The organism is Atribacterota bacterium (assembly GCA_028703475.1).
Taxonomy (GTDB): Bacteria; Atribacterota; Phoenicimicrobiia; order Phoenicimicrobiales; family Stramentimicrobiaceae; genus JAQVMU01.
The window spans coordinates 1-19,734 of the sequence record JAQVMU010000025.1 but is presented as its reverse complement, the minus strand read 5'-3'; the positions used below and the strand labels follow the sequence as shown (position 1 = coordinate 19,734).

Here is a 19,734-nt window from a genome sequence, read left to right as displayed (position 1 = left end):
ATTGAATAGGGTAATCCAATAATCAATAACCCGGAACATCACACTTTAGCTACAGCCTATTGACAAAAAAGAATATTTATGAGAACATGTTAGGGAATATCTAACTAACTATTGAGGTGGCATTTTGAAAGCACATCAAACCCTGTTCGGTGTATTTAACCGTTTTATGCTAATTAAGAAAGAGTGCAGATATAATGTTATCAAGAAACATAATATTTCAGAGCTAACACTAAAACAGATTGAATACTTGAAATTATTTGATAGAAGGGAAAATGTGACCATCAGCCAATTGGCTATGGAACTGGGTTTGTCCAAGCCAACAGTTACCGAAATGGTTAAGAAGTTCATTCGTTTAGATTGCATACAAAAAGAGCAATGCAGACATGATGCAAGAGTTTATTATCTGTATCTTACCGAAAAAGGCAAAATGATTGCCAGGTTAGAACAGATTGCTGATGATCATTTTGTTAAAAGAGTGGAAAGCAGTTTAAACAAGGAAGAAATTAATTTATTGATAGAAATACTTTTAAAGATAGTTTGAGAGTTCATTTTTTTTAATATAAATGTTAGGTTAAGTAAAACTAACAAAATATGATTACATACCAGGATTTTTAATAAACAAATTTTGGGTATGAGTGACGCATAAAGAAATTCCAGTTTTAGAAATGAGGTAAGATTAATGAATACCAATAATATAAAAGATAAATTAGCAATTATAGCAATGCCCGGACACGTGCTTTTTAAAGGAATAAAAAGCACTATCAGAATCAGCAGGTCATTATCTGACACAATATATCCAAGAATTAAGCAGGATGACGATTATGCCATTGTACTGCTTCTAAAAGACGGATGTAATCTGGAAAATTACCAGGAAAGTGACTTATATAATATTGGAAGCCTGGTAAAAATTGAGAAGATAGTCGATTCAAAAACAACCAGTGACATGAATTTAGAGGCATTGGAAAGAGTAGAGGTTAAAAATATAAGTAAGGAGCAGGATTATTATGTCGGTAAATATGACATTAGTCCTGATATTGAAGATTTAGATAAGAATTCGCAAAACCAGATGCTTGAATATATTAAAAATCTTTCTGCTGAAATCAGCAAAGGGTTTGTTGGTTCTGAAAGCTATATTAAATATATCAATAGTATAAATGATTTAGAAAAAATGATTAGCTATTTAATGCAGTTTATCAACATATCCCCTTCTGAAAAACAAGAATTATTTGAAATTAGATCCAGAAGAAAAAAATGTTTAATGTTTTTAGATTTTCTCATTAAGCAAAAAGAAAATATTAAATTTCAAATGGAGATAAATGCAAAGTTGACCGGTGAAGTGAATAAGCAATATAGAGAAAAAATGCTGCGAGAACAGTTAAAAGCAATACAGGAAGAATTAAATGAAGGAAAGCAGTCTGGAACTAAAAAGAAGGATTACCTGACCTTAATCAATGAATCTAAGATGCCTGAAGATGTAAAAGAAATTGCTCTGGAAGAAAATGAGAAATTGGAAAATCAAGGACCAAATAATGTGGAGGCAAATGTAATCAGAAATTATTTGGATTTACTGATAGCACTCCCCTGGGGGAAAAGCTGCATAAAGGAAGTAGACATTAAAGAAGCTAAAAATATTTTAGAAAAAGACCACTATGGTCTGGATAAGGTAAAAGAGAGAATTATTCAACATCTAACTGTGATGAAGCTTAAGAATAACCAGCAGGGTTCAATCCTGCTTCTGGTAGGGCCTCCGGGAACGGGAAAAACCAGTTTGGGGAAAAGTATAGCCAAAGTGCTTCAGAGAGAATATGTGAGAATAAGCCTTGGAGGCGTAAGGGATGAAGCCGAAATTAGAGGACATAGGAGAACTTATGTTGGTGCACTTCCTGGCAGAATTATACAGGGAATCAAAAAAGCCCGAACCAATAATCCTGTGTTTATATTAGATGAGGTAGATAAGCTATTAGCTTCCAATATGGGAGATCCGGCCAGCGCATTACTGGAGGTACTGGATCCTGAACAAAATAATTCATTTTCAGACCATTACCTGGAAGTACCATATGACTTATCTGATGTATTTTTCATCGGAACAGCCAATTCCTTAAGGGATATTCCCGAACCACTTAGAGACAGAATGGAAATAATTCAGATTCACAGCTATACAACGACTGAGAAATTCCATATAGCAAAAAGACATCTGATGGATGAGGTTTTGGAAAATCATGGTCTGACGCCTGAACAATTAAAAATAGAAGATGATACCATAAAGGCGATTATAGATAAATATACCCGGGAAGCGGGAGTGAGAGGACTGAAAAAACAATTATCAGCTATAGCCAGACACGCAACAGAAAAGATTATAGTTGATGAGGTAAAAATTCCTTATATAGTAAAAGAAGAAATGTTGTTTGACATATTAGGACCCGAGATATCCAGATATGATAAAGTTAAGAAATCAAACCCGCCAGGGGTAGTTACCGGATTAGCATGGACACCTGTTGGTGGGGATATTTTATTTATTGAAAGTGCTTTTATGCCAGGAAAGGGAGAGCTAACCCTTACAGGGCAATTAGGTGATGTTATGAAAGAGTCGGCTAAAATTTCTCAGAGCTTAATCAGATCGAGATTGTTTTTGAGTTTGGAGGATAATCATTTTGATAAACATGACCTTCATATTCATATACCACAGGGCTCTATACCTAAAGATGGTCCATCTGCCGGTGTGACCCTGTTTACATCAATAGCTTCTCTGTTTACCGGAATTCCGGTAGATGCAAAAATTGCAATGACCGGAGAAATATCCTTAAGAGGCACAATTCTTCCGGTGGGGGGAATAAAAGAAAAGGTAATAGCGGCACATCGTTCCGGTATTAAAAAAATACTCCTTCCTTTGGAAAATAAAAAAGATCTTTGCGATGTCCCGGAGGAGATAAAGAAAGATATTCAATTTATTTTTATCGAAACCATAGAGGAATTGATGCAGGAGACCCTGGGTATTAAATTGCCAAGGGTTAACGAATTTCACTTTTATATACCAGATAAAAGTGTGATAAAGAAAGACAAGGAATTTGTAAAAGTATAAAGTATAAGATAATTAATTAAAAGAAAAGTAAAAGCAAAGGGGATGTTGATTTGCCCTGTATAAATAACAGGCCAGTTAACATCCCCTTATTTATAGTAATGATTATAATTAATATAGAAACATCTCGTCTGGTAAATTAAGATAAAATGTTTTAAATCTGGATAATTTTTTCAATCCACAGCGGGAAAAATCCTTAGTCCTTAGAGGACTTATTGTTATAAAAGTTTAGATTGACAAGAGAAATATTGTATTGTATATTATTTTGTAATCATTACAAATATAAACTTATTATAAATTATAAGATAAGGATGATTAATGAAATCAAACTTTAATGATTTATCAACCGAATTAAAAAAAAGAAAAATACACCCCTCATATCAGAGACTAAGAATATTGGACTATTTATACAAAAACCAATATCATCCAACTGCAGAACAGATATTTAAGGATCTTCAAAGAGAAATACCTACTTTATCAAAAACTACGATTTACAATACATTAAATCTCTTTCTTGAAAATGGATTAGTAAGAGCAGTCAATATTGAAGAACATGAAACCCGCTATGATATCATTACCGAAAAACATGGACATTTTAAGTGTGAAATTTGTGGTGAAATAACCAATTTCTTTATAGACTTTGATTCCTTAAAAGCGAAAGAATTGAACGGTTTCAAAATAATCGATAAGAATATATATTTCAAAGGCATTTGTCCTGGGTGTTTATCAAATGTAAATAAAAATAATATAGATAAAAAAGATTAAAAGGAGGATATAATATGAATGAAAAAAGCAAATGCCCGGTAACGGGCAAAACCGGAAATATCACTACAGGCGGTGGAACTTCGAATAAAGAGTGGTGGCCTAATCAATTGAATCTCAAGATTCTTCACCAACACTCAAACTTGAGTAATCCGATGGAAGAGTCGTTCAATTATGCTGAAGAATTTAAAAAACTTGATTTGAAAGCGATAAAAAAAGACCTCTATGCTTTGATGAATGATTCACAGGAGTGGTGGCCAGCTGATTATGGTCACTATGGTCCGCTTTTTATTCGGATGGCCTGGCACAGTGCAGGGACCTACCGAATGGGTGATGGTCGTGGGGGTGCGGGATCAGGATCTCAACGTTTAGCCCCCTTAAACAGCTGGCCTGACAATGTAAACCTGGATAAAGCACGTCGTTTACTCTGGCCAATTAAACAGAAATATGGTAGGAAGATTTCCTGGGCTGATCTGATGGTTCTAACCGGTAATTGTGCTTTAGAGTCGATGGGTTTAAAAACCTTTGGTTTTGCCGGTGGACGAAAGGATGTGTGGGAGCCGGAAGAGGACGTTTATTGGGGCTCTGAAAGTGAATGGCTTGGAGATAAGCGCTATTCCGGAGACAGAGAATTGGAAAATCCCCTTGCTGCCGTTCAGATGGGTTTGATATATGTAAACCCGGAAGGTCCAAACGGTAATCCGGATCCGGTTGCCTCCGGTCGGGACGTCAGAGAGACATTTGCTCGTATGGCTATGAATGATAAAGAGACTGTTGCCCTGATTGCAGGAGGTCATACCTTTGGTAAATGTCATGGTGCAGGTCCTGCAACTCATGTGGGTCCTGAACCTGAAGCTGCTCCCATTGAAGAACAAGGTCTCGGATGGAAGAGCAGTTTTGGCAGTGGAAAAGGCGGAGATACTATTGGTAGTGGAATAGAGGGTGCATGGAAACCGAAACCAACAAAATGGGACATGGGGTATCTTAAAGTGTTGTTCAAATATGAGTGGGAGTTAGTTAAAAGCCCTGCAGGCGCAAATCAATGGCTGGCCAAGGATGTTGATGAAGAAGATATGGTAGTTGATGCGCATGATCCTTCAAAGAAACACCGGCCAATGATGACCACAGCAGATATGTCACTACGTTATGACCCAAAATATGAGCCGATCGCACGCCACTATCTGGAAAATCCTGAAGAATTTGAAGATGCCTTCGCACGTGCATGGTTTAAGTTAACCCACCGTGATATGGGACCTCGTTCACGTTATCTTGGCCCGGAAGTTCCAAAAGAGGAACTACTCTGGCAAGATCCAGTTCCAGAAGTTGATCATGAACTAATTAATGAACAGGATATCACAAAACTCAAGAATAAGATTATTACCTCTGGATTATCTGTTTCCCAGCTGGTTTCAACAGCCTGGGCTGCAGCATCTACTTTCCGTGGTTCAGACATGCGCGGCGGGGCGAATGGGGCAAGAATACGTCTTGCACCACAGGTTGATTGGGAGGTTAACCAGCCAGAACAATTAAAGGCTGTACTTCAGAAAATAGAAGGTATCCAGAAAGAGTTTAATAGCACTCAGTCCGGAGGGAAGAAGGTGTCACTTGCTGATCTGATTGTCCTGGGTGGGTGTGCTGGTATAGAGAAAGCTGCTAAAAATGCCGGTTATGAGGTGAATGTACCATTTGTACCTGGACGGACAGATGCATCACAAGAACAGACTGATGTGGAAGCATTTAAAGTCCTTGAACCGGTTGCAGACGGATTTCGCAACTATCTTAAAGGAAAATACTCGCTATCAGCAGAGGAACTATTACTTGATAAGGCACAACTTCTTACATTGACCGCTCCTGAAATGACCGTTCTAATTGGCGGTATGCGTGTTTTGAATGCTAATTATGGGCAATCCCAACATGGGGTCTTTACCAGCAGGCCTGAATCTCTTACCAATGATTTTTTCGTGAGCCTGCTTGATATGAGTACAACCTGGAAGGCAAAAGACAAAGAGAAGAATGTGTTTGAGGGTCGTGATCGTGCAACCGATGAACTTAAATGGACTGCTACCCGCGTAGATCTCATTTTCGGTTCTAATTCTCAGCTCCGGGCAATTGCGGAAGTCTATGCTTGTGAAGATGCTCAGGAGAAATTCTTACAAGACTTTGTATCTGCCTGGAATAAGGTAATGAATGCCGATAGGTTTGATATTATCTAAAATATTTAAGAGTTAGCAATTTAGTAAAGGGGCAGCTATCATGCCCCTTTACTAACCTATTATTTAGTAAAATTAAGAATAAAGGAAAGTGTCATAATTTTGGTTAAAAGCAAAGAAATATTAGAAGAGATTAATTCAGTTATTTCTGGTAAGACACTTGATGCCATCTTTCCACCATTATTTTTTGTTTTATTTAATAGTATCGCAAATTTAAATTTGGCTGTTGTAGCTTCATTTTTTCTGGCATTAATATTGGCAGCTATTCGTCTTATTAAGAGGCAAGATTTGAAATATGCCCTGGGTGGCTTGGTTGGAGTTATAATGGCATCAGTCCTGGTATATTTAACCAGAAACCCGGCTCTTTATTTTATCGGACCTGTCATAAGTAGCGGGTTGCTTTTAGTTTTAGCTGTAGTAAGCTTAATAACCGGTAAGCCTCTGGCTGCCTGGGCAAGTCATTTAAGCCGTGGATGGCCTCTGGAATGGTATTGGCGTAAGGATATCAAGCCGGCATATCTTGAAGTAACCTGGTTTTGGACGGGATTGATTCTGACGCGTTTATTTATACAGATTTTATTATTAAGGATTGGAGATGTATCCAGGATAGCATGGGTTAATATCTTACTGGGATGGCCTTTAACTTTATTTGTACTAATTTTAACTTATATATATGGTATCCGGCGTTTGCATCTGCTACAAGGTCCTGGAGTAGAGGAATTTAAAGCAGGTAAGAATGCCCCCTGGATAGGACAGAGTAGAGGTTTTTAATTATTAAAAAGGAATATACAGGCATGTAGACCTGCATTGAATATGAAGGAAAACAGATATTTCTTTATTCATTCCAGCGAAAATTTGTCAGAAAAAGCGCAGCATTATTAAAAAAATATTTATATACTATTTAATATATAAGGATTATAATGTAAGAAAAATAAAAATAATAAAAGTAAACCAAAAATAAATGTATTTTAAATTATTAAAACTGAAATAAATTTCTTGGTCTTTGTTTCTGGATAATATTTATAAGAGGAGGTGAGATCACAAGATAACAGCTTAAAAAGTACTGCCGATATTTTTTTATTAACTGTTTAGCAATATCTCTATACAAGAAAAAGCTATCTTATCTATATTTTATGATTTTAAAAAATGGAGGTATTTTATGGGTAATCTTTTACCATTAATTATTCAGTTAGTCAGCGGTGCAGTTGGGGGTAATATCGCAGGTTCATTGATGAAAGAGTTTTCTCTTGGAACACTGATGAATTCTATTGCTGGTATTATTGGCGGTGGAATCGGAGGTCAGCTTCTGGGGATGCTGGGAGTTGCTACCCAGACGGGTGGAACAGATATTGCCAGTATTGTAGGAAGTATAGCAAGCGGTGGCGTTGGCGGAGGTGTACTGATGGCGATTATCGGTTTTATCAAAAAAGCAATGGCAAAAAAATAGGCTGTGTAATTTATTTTCTATTTAATGATTGAGAACTCACTCCTCCTTAACTCTAAGGCTAAGGAGGAGTATTTATTTGTTATAGTCTTATACTGCAAGTTTAAAATAAAAAATTTCTTACCTGTAGCATAATATATTAATAGGGTAGAAACAAAATGAGATTGATCAAGAATATCAGTGATATAATAAAATGCAATATAAAGAAACAAAAAAATGAGAAATTTTTGTAAATATATAAAAAGTCTATTAAATACATATTTTAATTTTATTTTAGAAGGAGAAGAGATGAAAAAAGAAAAAACAATTTTAGTAATTTTATCAATCATAGTATTTTTTGGTGTGCTTTTTACCGGATGTGTTGATGTTCCGAAAACAGCAAAAATGGCAATAAGTGCCAATCCTAACCCTGTTCCAGTTGAAACTTCTGGTGAAGAATGGAATTATACGCTGCAAATAGCAGAAAGTAATGGAGTTGGAGTTACATTAAACGGGTTAACTTTTGAGAATTATCATGGAGAGGGAGAAGCAGGAAGTACAATTATTATTAACACTGATATGTTACATCAATGGTTTGGAACAGATTATATTGCAGGCTATAATTCTATTCAAAGTGAAATGTACCATTCCAGCGTTTTAGCAGATAATCATTATGTCATTGCAACTGTCACGGGTATAGATGATAATGGTAACGCAGTGGAGGCAACAGTGAGAATTGACTATATTGTACAATAACTATTATTTGATAAAATACAGTACAGCAGTGAACCAAACTGGCAATCAAATAAATGATTCAAAATGTATAAATGGAGTCTATTATTGAAAATAATATCTTGTCTCACTTGTTAATAGAATAATCTGAGCAGCCAGAATAGTGAAAAATTATCTTTATACCAGAAAAATAATTTATAGCCGAGGGATTATCTGTGGCTAAATATAATTGCTTTTGTAGTATAATATAAACAATAAAACAACTGAATATTGAATAATTTGATTGAAGATAAATAATAATTTAATTGAGGTGCAACATGAATACAAATAATGAAGAATGTTGTCCTGAATTTAACCCGGAAAAATGGGATAAAAAGTCATTTAACTGGGAAGAAAAGCAATTTATTAAAGAGTCAATTCCTACCTTGTTTCATACTCCCTTTCCTCCAATGATTAGCAGAAAGATAACCGGGATGATGAACCTGGCAACTAGTGCAGACAAAATAGATACTAAAAAAGATGAAGTTTTAGTTTTATTTCAGGATCCATCCGCCTTTAGATCAAACATCTATATTTCCGTAACCGGAGAAGTCCCAGGTGCAAATAATGTTCAGATTCCGGGAACATTCATGGCCAAAGTCTACGATGGACCATATAATGCTGTTCCGAAATTTATAAAAGATATGAACATGAATTTAGAAACAGAAGGAAAGAATATTCCAAAAGATGATGAGTACTATATTCATTATGCCTACTGTCCGAAATGTGCAAAAAAATATGGCCATCAATATATGATCCTGTTTGCCAGGATCTAAAGAACATAAAAGGTAATAGAATGTATTGAGAAGACCATCATCTCTCTTGAATTAATTGCACTTCGTGGTATGAATTACAATTTGTACATTGGAAGAGGCTTTTTTTGATATTCTGATATAAGGTTTATAAATATCGAGAAAGATAAACCGGAGTCAACGATATGGAATTTGTTTTGTATTTATTGCTATATTTATTCCTTATCCTGCTTATTTTGATTGCTGCGATAATTTTTATACCCGTAGTCTATTCAGTGGAAGGGGAAAAAGAAGAATACTATTTCTTGTTGATGAGAATTAGCTGGTTATTTTCTTTGATAAATCTTATTGCTATCAAAGAAGATAGTAAAAAAATAGAATTCTTCCTGAAAATTTTTGGATTCCGTATTAATCTAATAGATTTTAGAAAAGTTCAAAAACAGCAAAAGAAAAAAGAAATAAAAAAAGTAGAGCAAAAAAAACAAACCACAAAGAAACCCTTGAACAGATATTTCAATTTTTTCCAGCAATCTTTCATGAGTCAAACTTTGCGATTAATAAGAAGGATATTCAGACACATTAAACCTAAAATCAATCGATTGTATCTCATCTACGGGTTTGAAGATCCCGCCGATACGGGCATACTGACCGGTATTTTCTACCTGTTATTTCCGAATAGTTCCTATAGTAATATTATAAAAATGCAACCGGTATTTGTAGAGGAAATAATTGAAGGAGAGATAAGCATTAAAGGAAGAATTATTATAGCTTTTCTATTATGCTATTTTATTCAGTTTTACTTTGCCAAAGGGGTTAGGCAGACAATAAGAGAAATAAGAAATAAGTAAAAAATCAGGAGGTAAATAAAAATGAACGAAGAATTAGGTAAAGGATTAGAAATGTTATTTGAAAAATTACAGGATTTTTTGACTTCCAGAACTATTATCGGAAAGGAGATTCAGGTCGGGGAAACAACACTGATTCCGGTAATTGAGCTTACCTTCGGCATGGGTTCGGGCTCCAGTGGTGGAACGGATGAGAAAAAACAGGCAGGTTCCGGTGAAGGTGTAGGGTTTGGGGCAAAGGCCAGACCATCGGCTGTTGTTGTGATACAGAAGGATAATGTGCAGCTGTTACCTATGGGCAAGCCCGGAGCTCTGGAAAAATTAATGGAGAAGATTCCGGATATAATTGATAAGATACCAAAATCCGAAGGAGGTAAAGAAGGAAGTAAAAATAAAGAGAAAAAATAAAATTTGCACAATTTCAAATTCACATACAAAACTTTGTACTTTTTTGCGGGTCAAAGTGAATGAGATTGCTTTATCGCTTCGCGCCGCGCAATGACAACAGGGTTTGAGTTATCCAATCTTTTCACAATCTATTAATATTTTCCATACAAAATTGATAAGCGGGGGATAGCAAATATCCCCCTTATCAATAAAGTCTATCTTTTTATAAAAAATTTAAGGTTCTCCAATAAGCATGAAAAAACAGGGGCAGGTCTCAAATTATCAGCTTAACTCTCCTTTCAGAACTTATTTTTCCATCTTTCGCCTGTTCCTGTTTTTTCTGTTCCATTTAGAAAATAAAACGGTCAGCCATTCATGGAATTAGCATTTCTATGCGATTACAACAAAACTTCCATTGTTAGTAGGGGATGTGTATAATAATAAAAGAATCTGCTCTTCTTTAAGCTATAGAGCCATGAAAAAGAATAATAACTTGTTATTCGAGAATATTACATAGAAAGCTTTAATATTTAAGCTACTACATATTTAGTCTGAAAGATGAGATTCCCCGGATAGTTAATAAACCAGAATAAAGATTCTTCTCAATCAAAAAATGTAAGGGAGCGCTAATGAAAATATCTATAGCCACAATTACTAAAGATTTCAATTCTTTAGAACCAATAAATGATTTTTTAGAAAATGCTTTAAAGTATAATCATAAAATTTACAGTATAATAATTGTCTATTCCCATAATTGTAATTTTCGCTTAGTGGAAAGTTTAAGGGAAAAAGTAAAAGTTTTTTTATTAAAAATAAATGATTCCCCGGAAATAGTAAAATTATTAAACAAGATCGGTGTATCAAAAGAAAATATAGATACTTTATTAGAGTGCAATACTTTAAAAGAACAGAATTTAGTGCCTTATGGCATGAATAGAAATTATGCCTTAATCCAGGCTTTACTGGATGGCACGGAGGCACTTTTTTTTATTGATACAGATGTTTATCCTAAGGTATTGGTAAAAGAAAATGATAAAGTACGAGAAAAAGAGATAGATTTTATCGGAAGGCACTTAGAATATCTTAAGAAAGAAAAGGTTATTATTACCACCAGTGATTATTCCGGCTATTCCATTATTCCACCTATGTATTTTAAAGGAATGAAGGAGTTATTTTTGTCTTTACAAAAAGAAGATGCTTATGTTTTTGTAAAAAATTCTGAAAAACATTCCTGTTTAAATTTAGATAATGACAATAAGGGAAATGTTTTTAAAACAAATAAAATTTTAGGTGGAAATGTAGCCATAAAATTAAGTGATTATAAAGAAATAAATCCTTTCTTTTCAACAGTGTATAATGTGAATGGTGAAAACTTTCTAACACGCGGGGAAGACACCCTGATGGGAATTAAGTTTAGAAATAGCCAGAAAAAATGTATTGATATAGATACCAAAATATTCCATAATACCTTCGGGAATTATCCAAAGGTGCCTGATATAAAAAAAGATAAATCTATCAGGGACAGATTTTTTTATACCTGTATGGGATGGATTGGCAGAAATCCTTTTTTAAATTGGTTGAAGGGCATAGATGTAAAAGAGGTAAAAAAATGGCAGAAAGAAAAATCACTAATAGGGTCCAGGGCTATAACCTCTTATTTAGGAGATAAGAGATTTTTAATTCTCCCTGAAGCACTGGAAAAATCTTACAATGGTTTAGGAAGAGTAATTAATGAATATGAAGATACTATGAAAGCCTGGGATGACCTGATTGAAAAATTAGAAAAACAGGAGCTAAGATAAATGAATATATTAATAATAAACCACTTCCCCCTGGAAGGATCGGGAAGTGGAATTTACACTAAAAATCTGGCAAAAGAATTAACTAAAATCGGACACAATGTTGAAGTAATATTTCCGGAAAATCAAACAGTGCCAAAGGAAGATTTTAGAATAAGACCGATAATGTTCAGTAATAACTCTGATAAAAATTATGAAGTTGATTTTAATTTCCCCTGTTTTACCAGTCATCCCAGAAGCAATAATACTTTTTATGAACTAAACAAAAAGCAGATGAAGGACTATATTAATATTATGGTCAGGGTGACCGGGGAAGAAGCAGAAAAATTCCAACCCGATATTATTCATGCCCAGCATCTCTGGATTGCTCCTTATGCAGCTTATAAGACCGGTATCCCTTATGTAGCAACAGCGCATGGCACAGACTTGAAAGGATTTATAGAGGACAAAAGGTATCACCCTTATGCTTTAAAAGGTGCTCAAAATGCACACAAAGTTATTACTATATCAAAACAAGTAGACAGAGAAGCAGGAGAGCTTTACCATATTGGGGATAAACAAAGAAAAATTGTCTATAATGGCTATGATACAGATCTTTTTAAAGTAAAAAACCTTTCCCGGAAGGAAGTCTTAGCGAAGTTTGGGATAAATGATATACCGGATAATATTGTTTTTTTTGCCGGGAAATTAGCTCATTTTAAGGGAGTGGACATATTATTAAAAGCTGCTAAAATATATGAAAACCGGATGAAAGAAAAAACAATGACCTTGATAGCTGGTAATGGCGGATTGTATGAAGAGTTAAAGAAACTGAAAGATTTTTTAAGATTAAAAAACACATTTTTTCTGGGTCATATAAACCAGGAGCAGCTGGTAGATTTATTTAATATCGCAGATGTGAGTACTGTGCCTTCAAGAACTGAACCTTTTGGGCTGGTAGCTATAGAGGCACTGGCTTGCGGGACTCCGGTAGTAGGTACCAACCAGGGAGGCCTTCTTGATTTTATAAACCCTGACATTGGTGCCCTGGTTGATGTAGAAGATGATTTAGCCCTGGCAGAAGCTATTGTTAATGAGCTGGTAAGACCTGATAAAGAAGAGAGGAAAAAGCGAGCACAGGAATATGCAAAAAATAATTTTTCCTGGGACAATACTATTAAGGAAGTAGAAAAAATATACCAGGAAGTAATATCTTAACTGAAGAGAGAAATTTTCTAAAGAATTATTAACGATAATAAGAAGGAGAAATAAAATGATGAGAACTGTAGTGGTTATACCTACCTATTGGGGACGGGAAAGCAAGATTGGCTACAAAAAAGGAGATATTGTCTATGACCACGCTACTCCGGTTGATGAAGAGGGAACCCTGGCTCGGACTCTGGAAAGTATGAAAATTTTAAAAAAGAAGGATTTCAAATTAGTGGTACTGGTTTGTCCGACAAATATGGAAATAGAAGATGAAGCAGAGGAAAAAGCCAGAAAAATAATTAAAGAGGTAAGACTGGATGCAGAAACCTATCTATTTACCCAGAATACCTTAAAGAAAATCAGGAAATATGCTAGAAATTCTAAATTAGAAGAGAATGTGCTTTCATTATTGAGTTTAAACGGTTATGCAAATGTCAGGAATATGTGTCTGTTTGCTGCTCATTTACTCAATTCTGAAATAACAGTGTTGATTGATGATGATGAAGTTATTGAAAATCCTGATTTTATGGACATAGCCCGGGAATTTATTGGAAAGAGAGTATATGGTGAAACTGTATACGGGGTAGCCGGTTATTATTTGAATAAATATGGAAATTATTATGATGATGTCAGTATGGAGCCCTGGATGACTTATTGGAATCGGTTTGGATGTAAATCAAAGGCTTTTGATAAGATAATCGGTTGTGAGCCGCGTCTTAAACAAACTCCTTTTGTTTTTGGCGGGGCTATGGTCGTTCATAAAAATTTATACCAGATAGTTCCTTTTGATCCTAATATTACCAGGGGAGAAGATATTGATTATCTCATTAATGCCAAAATGTTCGGTTTTGATTTCTTTCTGGATAATAAATTAAGCATAAAACATTTACCACCCCCAAAGACCCATCCTGTATGGCAGAGAACAAGAGAAGATATTTATAGATTTATTTATGAAAAATCTAAAATTGACTCTCAATATGAAGTAAATAACATGCGGATGGTTTCAGCAAAAGATTTTTTCCCCTATCCCGGAGAATTTTTGACTAATGACCTGGAAGATAAAATTTTTAAGACTAATTTGTTGCTGGCAATGGAATCTTTGGCGAATAATGAGGTAGAAGCAAGCAAGGAATCTATAAAAAATATATATTTAAGCATGTATGAGGCTATCCCCAAAAAAGATCCCTTTACCGCCTACAGAAAAATTCAAAAGAATTGGGAGAAATTAATAGATTTTAGCCTGAACAGCAAGAAAGAGATAAGAAGAATAATGGAGGAAAAGAATCTATTTAAAGTTGATATCAGAGTTGATAAGGAACATTATGAAAAAATTAGTCTGGAAGATAAAAAAGCAATATTAAAGAAAATGTCAGAGTTTAAGTCTTTCACAGACGAGGAATTAGAAAAAATCGTTAGCATATCTGCAGTGAAGGCCTATCAGGAGGACGAAATTATCTTTAAAGAAGGTGATGAGGATTCTTCTTTTTATATTATAATCAGAGGATGTCTGCGTATTGTTAAATACAATGAAAAGAATGATGAGATTATCCTGGCCGATATCTGCACAGGGGGATTCTTAGGTGAGTCGGCTATTGTCAATGAAAGGCATCAGGTAAATGCTGTAGCCAGTGAATTTATCGAACTACTAACAATAGAACAGAAAAACCTTGAACTTTTAATTAAGGAAGACCCTAATCTTGGAAATAAATGCCTGTATATGTTTCTGGAAAAAATATCGAAAAAATTAGATAAAACCAACTGTCTATTTCAGGAAAATTATATCTTGGGAAATCCTTCACTCCAGGATATGAGCTAAATTTGAAAATTGATAAAAATAGGGAAGATATTTTCTTTTTTGAAAAGGTTATTAAAACTGGTATTTTATAAGAAGTAAATAGAAAAGAAGAGATAGCACTTTTATATTTGAACAATTGCTTTAAACTATGAAAAAATAAAAAGTAAAGTATGAAAGTTTAAAAGAGGGATTATGGTAAAACAGGATATATTCAGCAAAATCCTTGGTTGCCTATTTGGTGTTGCCATCGGTGATGCCCTGGGTGCGCCGGTGGAATTTATGAGCCTTTCTGAAATAAAAGAAAAATTTAGCAAAGATGGAATTACTGATTTTTACCCATGGGGTGGATTTAAGCCCGGGTCTTATACTGATGATACCCAGATGTCTATTGCAACAGCAACCGGCTGTATCCAGGCAAGTAAACTTTTGAGAGAGAAGGGAATTAATTATTTACTTCAATCGGTTTACCGTCAATATTTAGGATGGCTTCATGCTATGGATGACCCTTTCCAGGTAAGGGGACCGGGAAATACCTGTTTGAATGCACTGAGAAGTAGAAAGATGGGTTCGATTAAAAATAGAATCAATAATAGCAAGGGATGCGGAGGGGTGATGAGAGTTGCTCCTGTAGGGTTAGTTTTTTATCCTGAGACATCCTTTCAAATCGGAGCAGAATGTGCCGCTATTACCCATGGTCACCCTTCCGGCTATTTATCGGCAGGTGTGCTCTCAGCCATTATTTCTTATCTTATTGCTGGTAAGGGACTCGTGGAAGCAGTTGAATTGAGTAAGGTATTTTTAAAAAGATATGAAGGGTACCGGGAAACATTAAATAAGATTGAGCAGGCAATTCAGTTACAGGACAGTGATTTACCTGTTGATGAAGCAATTTCACAAATTGGGAAGGGCTGGGTTGGAGAAGAAGCCCTGGGAATTGCGATTTACTGTGCGTTGAGGTTTCCCGAAAACTGGGGTAAGGGAGTGTTGGCAGCGGCTAACCATTCAGGTGATAGTGATTCTACCGCATCGATTACCGGAGGTATATCCGGTGCATTAATGGGTATAGAAGCAATTCCGGCTCATTGGGTAGAAAAGGTGGAAAATTCAGAAAAAATCAAAGATCTGGCCAATAACCTATTTGCCATTTACCGGGATGATAATAAAATCCCGGATGAAATATAGTTTAACAAATAGATAAAATTAATAAAGACTGAATTCCCTTTAATACTTTTTTTGTGGTAATATTTTTGTAAAGTTGAAAAGGATTTTACTTCTGTTGAAAGGAGTTAATAATATTTGGAGCATAAAAAATATCAAAATAGATTATTATATGAAAAAAGTCCTTATTTACAACAACATGCCCATAATCCGGTGAACTGGTTTCCATGGAAAGAAGAGGCTTTTAACAAGGCTAATAAAGAGAATAAACCGGTTTTCCTCTCTATCGGATATTCTACCTGTCACTGGTGTCATGTTATGGCTCATGAATCCTTCGAAGATGAGAGTGTTGCCCGTTTAATTAATGAGATATTTATTCCGGTTAAAGTTGACAGGGAAGAACGTCCTGATATTGATAAAGTGTACATGCAGGTTGCTATATTGATGACCGGCAGTGGAGGTTGGCCATTAACAATTTTTCTTACCCCGGATAAAACCCCATTTTTTGCTGCAACCTATATCCCAAAGAATAATCAATATGGACACAAAGGTTTAATAGAAATTCTACAACAGGTGAAGGAATTATGGAAATATCAGCAAAATAAGCTATTAGAGCAGGGTAATCAACTGATTGATGCACTCCAAAAAAATTCTGTGAATTTAAATGGTGAAATTTTAACCAATGAAATATTGGAGAGAGCTTATCAGGAATTTTCAGATAGATTTGACAATAAGGCAGGTGGTTTCGGAAAGGCTCCCAAATTCCCTTCTCCCCACCAGCTTCTTTTTCTCCTTCGATATTGGAAAAGAACTGAAAATGAGCAGGCTTTAGCGATGGTCGAGAAGACCTTGCAATCAATGCAGGCAGGAGGAATTTTTGATCATATTGGATTTGGATTCCATCGCTACTCAACTGATAAAAATTGGATACTTCCTCATTTTGAAAAAATGCTCTATGATCAGGCATTGTTAAGCATGTCCTATCTTGAAGCATATCAGATGACCGGTAAGATTATTTATAGTGATACCGCAAGGAAGATTCTCAATTATGTTACAAGAGATATGATGTCAGAAGAAGGAGGATTTTATTCAGCTGAAGATGCGGATAGTGAGGGAGAAGAAGGCAAGTACTACCTGTGGACTGAGAAGGAGCTGAAAGATATTTTAGATAAAGATGAATTTGTTTTTGTTAAAAAGTACTTAAATATAGAAACAGAAGGAAATCTATATAAAAAGGGACAACCTGGGGAAATTTTTGGAAATCGTAATATCTTTTATAAAGGTTTTCAAGAGCAAACCCGGGCTGATATTACAAAAGAGATAGTGGTATCTGATACAGGGAAATGGGAAAAGATACGTGAAAAACTGTATGGAATTCGAGCCAAGCGGATACCTCCTGATAAAGATAGAAAAATACTAACTGATTGGAATGGACTGATAATTGCAGCACTCGCCAAAGCTGCTCAGGTTCTGGAAGATGAAGATTTTTTAGAAGTAGCAAAGGAAGCGGCTGATTTTATATTCAGAAGATTAGAGGATTCTTCGAATCACCTGCTTCACCGCTACAGTGAAGGAGATGCCGCCATTCCGGGTTTTCTTGACGATTATGCATTTTTAATATGGGGTTTGCTGGAATTATATAAAGCAACTTTTTCTAATGAATATTTACAGAAAGCTCTTGACCTGAACAAAGTTTTATTTTTGGATTTTTGGGATGAAAAAAATGGAGGATTTTATTTTACCTCTGCAAATAATGAACAGCTTCTGATCAGGCAAAAAGAAGTTTATGATGGTGCAATTCCGTCTGGTAATTCAGTAGCATTTTGTAATTTACTTAAATTAGCAGATTTTACCGGTAACAAGCAATTTAAGCAAAGGGCATATCAATTATTGAAAGCTTTTTCACCAATGGTTGAGCAAAATCCCTCAGCTTATGCTTATTTTTTGACTGGTGTTGATTTATTGTATTTATAAATTAACTTTTTTCTAATATAATAAATAAAAGTTGTTAACTAAAAGTGTAATGTAAATAATTTAATTTTTAATAAGGAGGAAAATTCAATGAAAAAAATATTCTTTATAGTATTTTTATTATTCTTTTTAACAGGTGCCATAGCAATGGCACATCCACCAAGTGAAATTGTTGCTGAATTTAATTTAGAAAGCAATATTTTATCGGTAGAGGTTACCCATATTGTAGGCGGGGACCCGGTTCATTTTATTGAAAACATAACAGTCCACCATGAAGGTAAAGAGATTATAGTTCAAAAAATTTCTAAACAACTGGAGGACAGTCAAACTTTTCTCTATTTTATTCCTGAGGCTGCAGAGGGTGATGAATTAGAAATCCTTGCTGTCTGTAATATTTTTGGTGAAAAAAGTTACAAATTTACCATTAAAGAAGCTGAATAAGTATTTTTATTATTGCTGTAATTTGAAGCAATATTGAACAGGAAAAAATTTCCTTCAGAGCTTCTTTAGGGTTTCAGGGTATAATATAAAACATTTTATATTATACCCTGATGCCAGGTGAAGTAAGAACAGTGTATATAGTTAGTAGTAAAATATTTATTATACAGTCATTTAGTCATTGCAAATAGAAATATAGAAGGGGAATATCTGTGAAAAAGATTCTTTCCTTATTGTTTGTTGCTTTAATCTTATCTGTGACAATAGTAGACTACTGTTTTTCGCAGAATAGTATTGCAGAAAATAAGATTAGCTGGACACAGGGTGAAATCACCTTTATGGAGGAACATCCTCTTATTCAGCTCGGGGTAGACCCGAAGTTTGTTCCCTTTGAGTTTTTTGATGAGGATGGGGAATATAAAGGCATAACCGCAGATTACCTTTCCCTGATAAGTGAGAGAACAGGACTAAAATTTGAAATTGCCAGAGGGTTAACCTGGCCGGAAGCCTATGATATGGCTCTATCAGGAGCTCTCGATGCCCTCCCAGCAGTTTCCAAAACAGAAGAAAGAGAGAAATATTTTCTTTTTTCCCAACCATATTTCCACTTTAAAAGGGTTATTGTGACACAAAATACAGATACTGGTATTGCCGATATTGATGATTTGGACGGGTTAACGGTTGCAGTACAGAGAAATAGTTCCCATCATAGCTATCTATTATCTTATCCGAATATAAATTTAAGCTTGTATGATAGTGTAGAAGCCGCCCTTGCTTCAGTTGTCAGTGGGACGGAAAGAGTTTTTGTAGGGAATCTTGCTACTACCGATTATCTGGTTCGTACAAACGCTCTAACTAATTTGAAGTTCATTGCATTTGAGGCAGAAAAAGAACAGGCATTGTATTTTGCTGTTCGGCAGGACTGGCCGGAGCTGGTCAGCATTATAGATAAAACACTAAACAGTATAACTGAAGAAGAGAAAATTGCCATTACCGATAATTGGATTGAATTTAAGGCAGAGATTGACTATGGTCCAATCTGGCGAGCCATTTTAATTATCGGATCAATCCTGGCAGGAATTATGATAGTTTCTTTCTTCTGGATAATCCGTTTAAAAAAAGAAATAAAAAGGAGGCACCTAATTCAAATTGATCTGGA

General features: G+C 35.1%; 17 protein-coding genes. All 17 read left to right on the top strand.

Annotation, left to right across the window (positions count from 1 at the left end; all coding sequences use genetic code 11):
• Positions 1-124: 124 nt before the first annotated feature.
• Entirely contained in the window at positions 125-541 is a 417-nt protein-coding gene (locus PHQ99_04375) for a MarR family winged helix-turn-helix transcriptional regulator (protein ID MDD4288802.1), read from the top strand.
• Positions 542-679: 138 nt separating this feature from the next.
• Positions 680-3,079 (top strand): endopeptidase La, encoded by a 2,400-nt coding sequence (lon, locus tag PHQ99_04370; protein ID MDD4288801.1) that lies wholly within the window; start codon positions 680-682, stop codon positions 3,077-3,079.
• Between the two features lie 315 nt (positions 3,080-3,394).
• A complete protein-coding gene (locus PHQ99_04365; protein MDD4288800.1) occupies positions 3,395-3,841 on the top strand; it encodes a Fur family transcriptional regulator in 447 nt (148 codons plus the stop codon).
• Positions 3,842-3,855: 14 nt separating this feature from the next.
• Positions 3,856-6,051, top strand: a complete 2,196-nt coding sequence (gene katG / locus PHQ99_04360; GenBank protein MDD4288799.1) for a catalase/peroxidase HPI — start codon at positions 3,856-3,858, stop codon at positions 6,049-6,051.
• A gap of 99 nt (positions 6,052-6,150) precedes the next feature.
• Positions 6,151-6,819 carry a DUF3159 domain-containing protein gene (locus tag PHQ99_04355; protein MDD4288798.1) on the top strand — a complete coding sequence of 223 codons (669 nt, stop codon included), beginning with the start codon at positions 6,151-6,153 and terminating at the stop codon, positions 6,817-6,819.
• Positions 6,820-7,207: 388 nt separating this feature from the next.
• A complete protein-coding gene (locus tag PHQ99_04350) occupies positions 7,208-7,495 on the top strand; it encodes a hypothetical protein (protein ID MDD4288797.1) in 288 nt (95 codons plus the stop codon).
• A 285-nt stretch (positions 7,496-7,780) separates the two neighbouring features.
• On the top strand, positions 7,781-8,227 hold the full coding sequence (locus PHQ99_04345; GenBank protein ID MDD4288796.1) for a hypothetical protein: 447 nt from the start codon (positions 7,781-7,783) through the stop codon (positions 8,225-8,227).
• 293 nt (positions 8,228-8,520) lie between these two features.
• Positions 8,521-9,018 (top strand): hypothetical protein, encoded by a 498-nt coding sequence (locus tag PHQ99_04340; protein ID MDD4288795.1) that lies wholly within the window; start codon positions 8,521-8,523, stop codon positions 9,016-9,018.
• A gap of 161 nt (positions 9,019-9,179) precedes the next feature.
• Positions 9,180-9,842: a DUF2953 domain-containing protein gene (locus PHQ99_04335; protein MDD4288794.1), complete on the top strand. Its 663-nt coding sequence runs from the start codon at positions 9,180-9,182 to the stop codon at positions 9,840-9,842.
• 21 nt (positions 9,843-9,863) lie between these two features.
• Positions 9,864-10,247 carry a GerW family sporulation protein gene (locus tag PHQ99_04330; GenBank protein ID MDD4288793.1) on the top strand — a complete coding sequence of 128 codons (384 nt, stop codon included), beginning with the start codon at positions 9,864-9,866 and terminating at the stop codon, positions 10,245-10,247.
• A 608-nt stretch (positions 10,248-10,855) separates the two neighbouring features.
• The gene (locus PHQ99_04325; GenBank protein ID MDD4288792.1) at positions 10,856-12,028 is read left to right on the top strand and encodes a hypothetical protein; all 1,173 of its coding nucleotides are present in this window, start codon (positions 10,856-10,858) and stop codon (positions 12,026-12,028) included.
• Positions 12,029-13,222 (top strand): glycosyltransferase family 4 protein, encoded by a 1,194-nt coding sequence (locus PHQ99_04320; protein ID MDD4288791.1) that lies wholly within the window; start codon positions 12,029-12,031, stop codon positions 13,220-13,222. It begins immediately after the preceding gene.
• Between the two features lie 55 nt (positions 13,223-13,277).
• Positions 13,278-15,029, top strand: a complete 1,752-nt coding sequence (locus PHQ99_04315) for a cyclic nucleotide-binding domain-containing protein (protein MDD4288790.1) — start codon at positions 13,278-13,280, stop codon at positions 15,027-15,029.
• A gap of 171 nt (positions 15,030-15,200) precedes the next feature.
• Positions 15,201-16,190 (top strand): ADP-ribosylglycohydrolase family protein, encoded by a 990-nt coding sequence (locus tag PHQ99_04310; GenBank protein MDD4288789.1) that lies wholly within the window; start codon positions 15,201-15,203, stop codon positions 16,188-16,190.
• Positions 16,191-16,304: 114 nt separating this feature from the next.
• Positions 16,305-18,140 carry a thioredoxin domain-containing protein gene (locus PHQ99_04305; protein MDD4288788.1) on the top strand — a complete coding sequence of 612 codons (1,836 nt, stop codon included), beginning with the start codon at positions 16,305-16,307 and terminating at the stop codon, positions 18,138-18,140.
• 87 nt (positions 18,141-18,227) lie between these two features.
• Positions 18,228-18,578, top strand: a complete 351-nt coding sequence (locus PHQ99_04300; protein MDD4288787.1) for a hypothetical protein — start codon at positions 18,228-18,230, stop codon at positions 18,576-18,578.
• A 209-nt stretch (positions 18,579-18,787) separates the two neighbouring features.
• Positions 18,788-19,734 (top strand): transporter substrate-binding domain-containing protein (locus tag PHQ99_04295; GenBank protein ID MDD4288786.1); only part of this gene is annotated, 947 nt, incomplete at its 3' end.

Excerpts from the sequence above, each read along its gene's own strand:
- lon (MDD4288801.1), top strand. The coding sequence starts at position 680 with ATGAATACCAATAATATAAAAGATAAATTAGCAATTATAGCAATGCCC.
- PHQ99_04365 (MDD4288800.1), top strand. The coding sequence starts at position 3,395 with ATGAAATCAAACTTTAATGATTTATCAACCGAATTAAAAAAAAGAAAA.
- katG (MDD4288799.1), top strand. The coding sequence starts at position 3,856 with ATGAATGAAAAAAGCAAATGCCCGGTAACGGGCAAAACCGGAAATATC.
- PHQ99_04350 (MDD4288797.1), top strand. The coding sequence starts at position 7,208 with ATGGGTAATCTTTTACCATTAATTATTCAGTTAGTCAGCGGTGCAGTT.
- PHQ99_04345 (MDD4288796.1), top strand. The coding sequence starts at position 7,781 with ATGAAAAAAGAAAAAACAATTTTAGTAATTTTATCAATCATAGTATTT.
- PHQ99_04340 (MDD4288795.1), top strand. The coding sequence starts at position 8,521 with ATGAATACAAATAATGAAGAATGTTGTCCTGAATTTAACCCGGAAAAA.
- PHQ99_04335 (MDD4288794.1), top strand. The coding sequence starts at position 9,180 with ATGGAATTTGTTTTGTATTTATTGCTATATTTATTCCTTATCCTGCTT.
- PHQ99_04330 (MDD4288793.1), top strand. The coding sequence starts at position 9,864 with ATGAACGAAGAATTAGGTAAAGGATTAGAAATGTTATTTGAAAAATTA.
- PHQ99_04325 (MDD4288792.1), top strand. The coding sequence starts at position 10,856 with ATGAAAATATCTATAGCCACAATTACTAAAGATTTCAATTCTTTAGAA.
- PHQ99_04320 (MDD4288791.1), top strand. The coding sequence starts at position 12,029 with ATGAATATATTAATAATAAACCACTTCCCCCTGGAAGGATCGGGAAGT.
- PHQ99_04315 (MDD4288790.1), top strand. The coding sequence starts at position 13,278 with ATGATGAGAACTGTAGTGGTTATACCTACCTATTGGGGACGGGAAAGC.
- PHQ99_04310 (MDD4288789.1), top strand. The coding sequence starts at position 15,201 with ATGGTAAAACAGGATATATTCAGCAAAATCCTTGGTTGCCTATTTGGT.
- PHQ99_04300 (MDD4288787.1), top strand. The coding sequence starts at position 18,228 with ATGAAAAAAATATTCTTTATAGTATTTTTATTATTCTTTTTAACAGGT.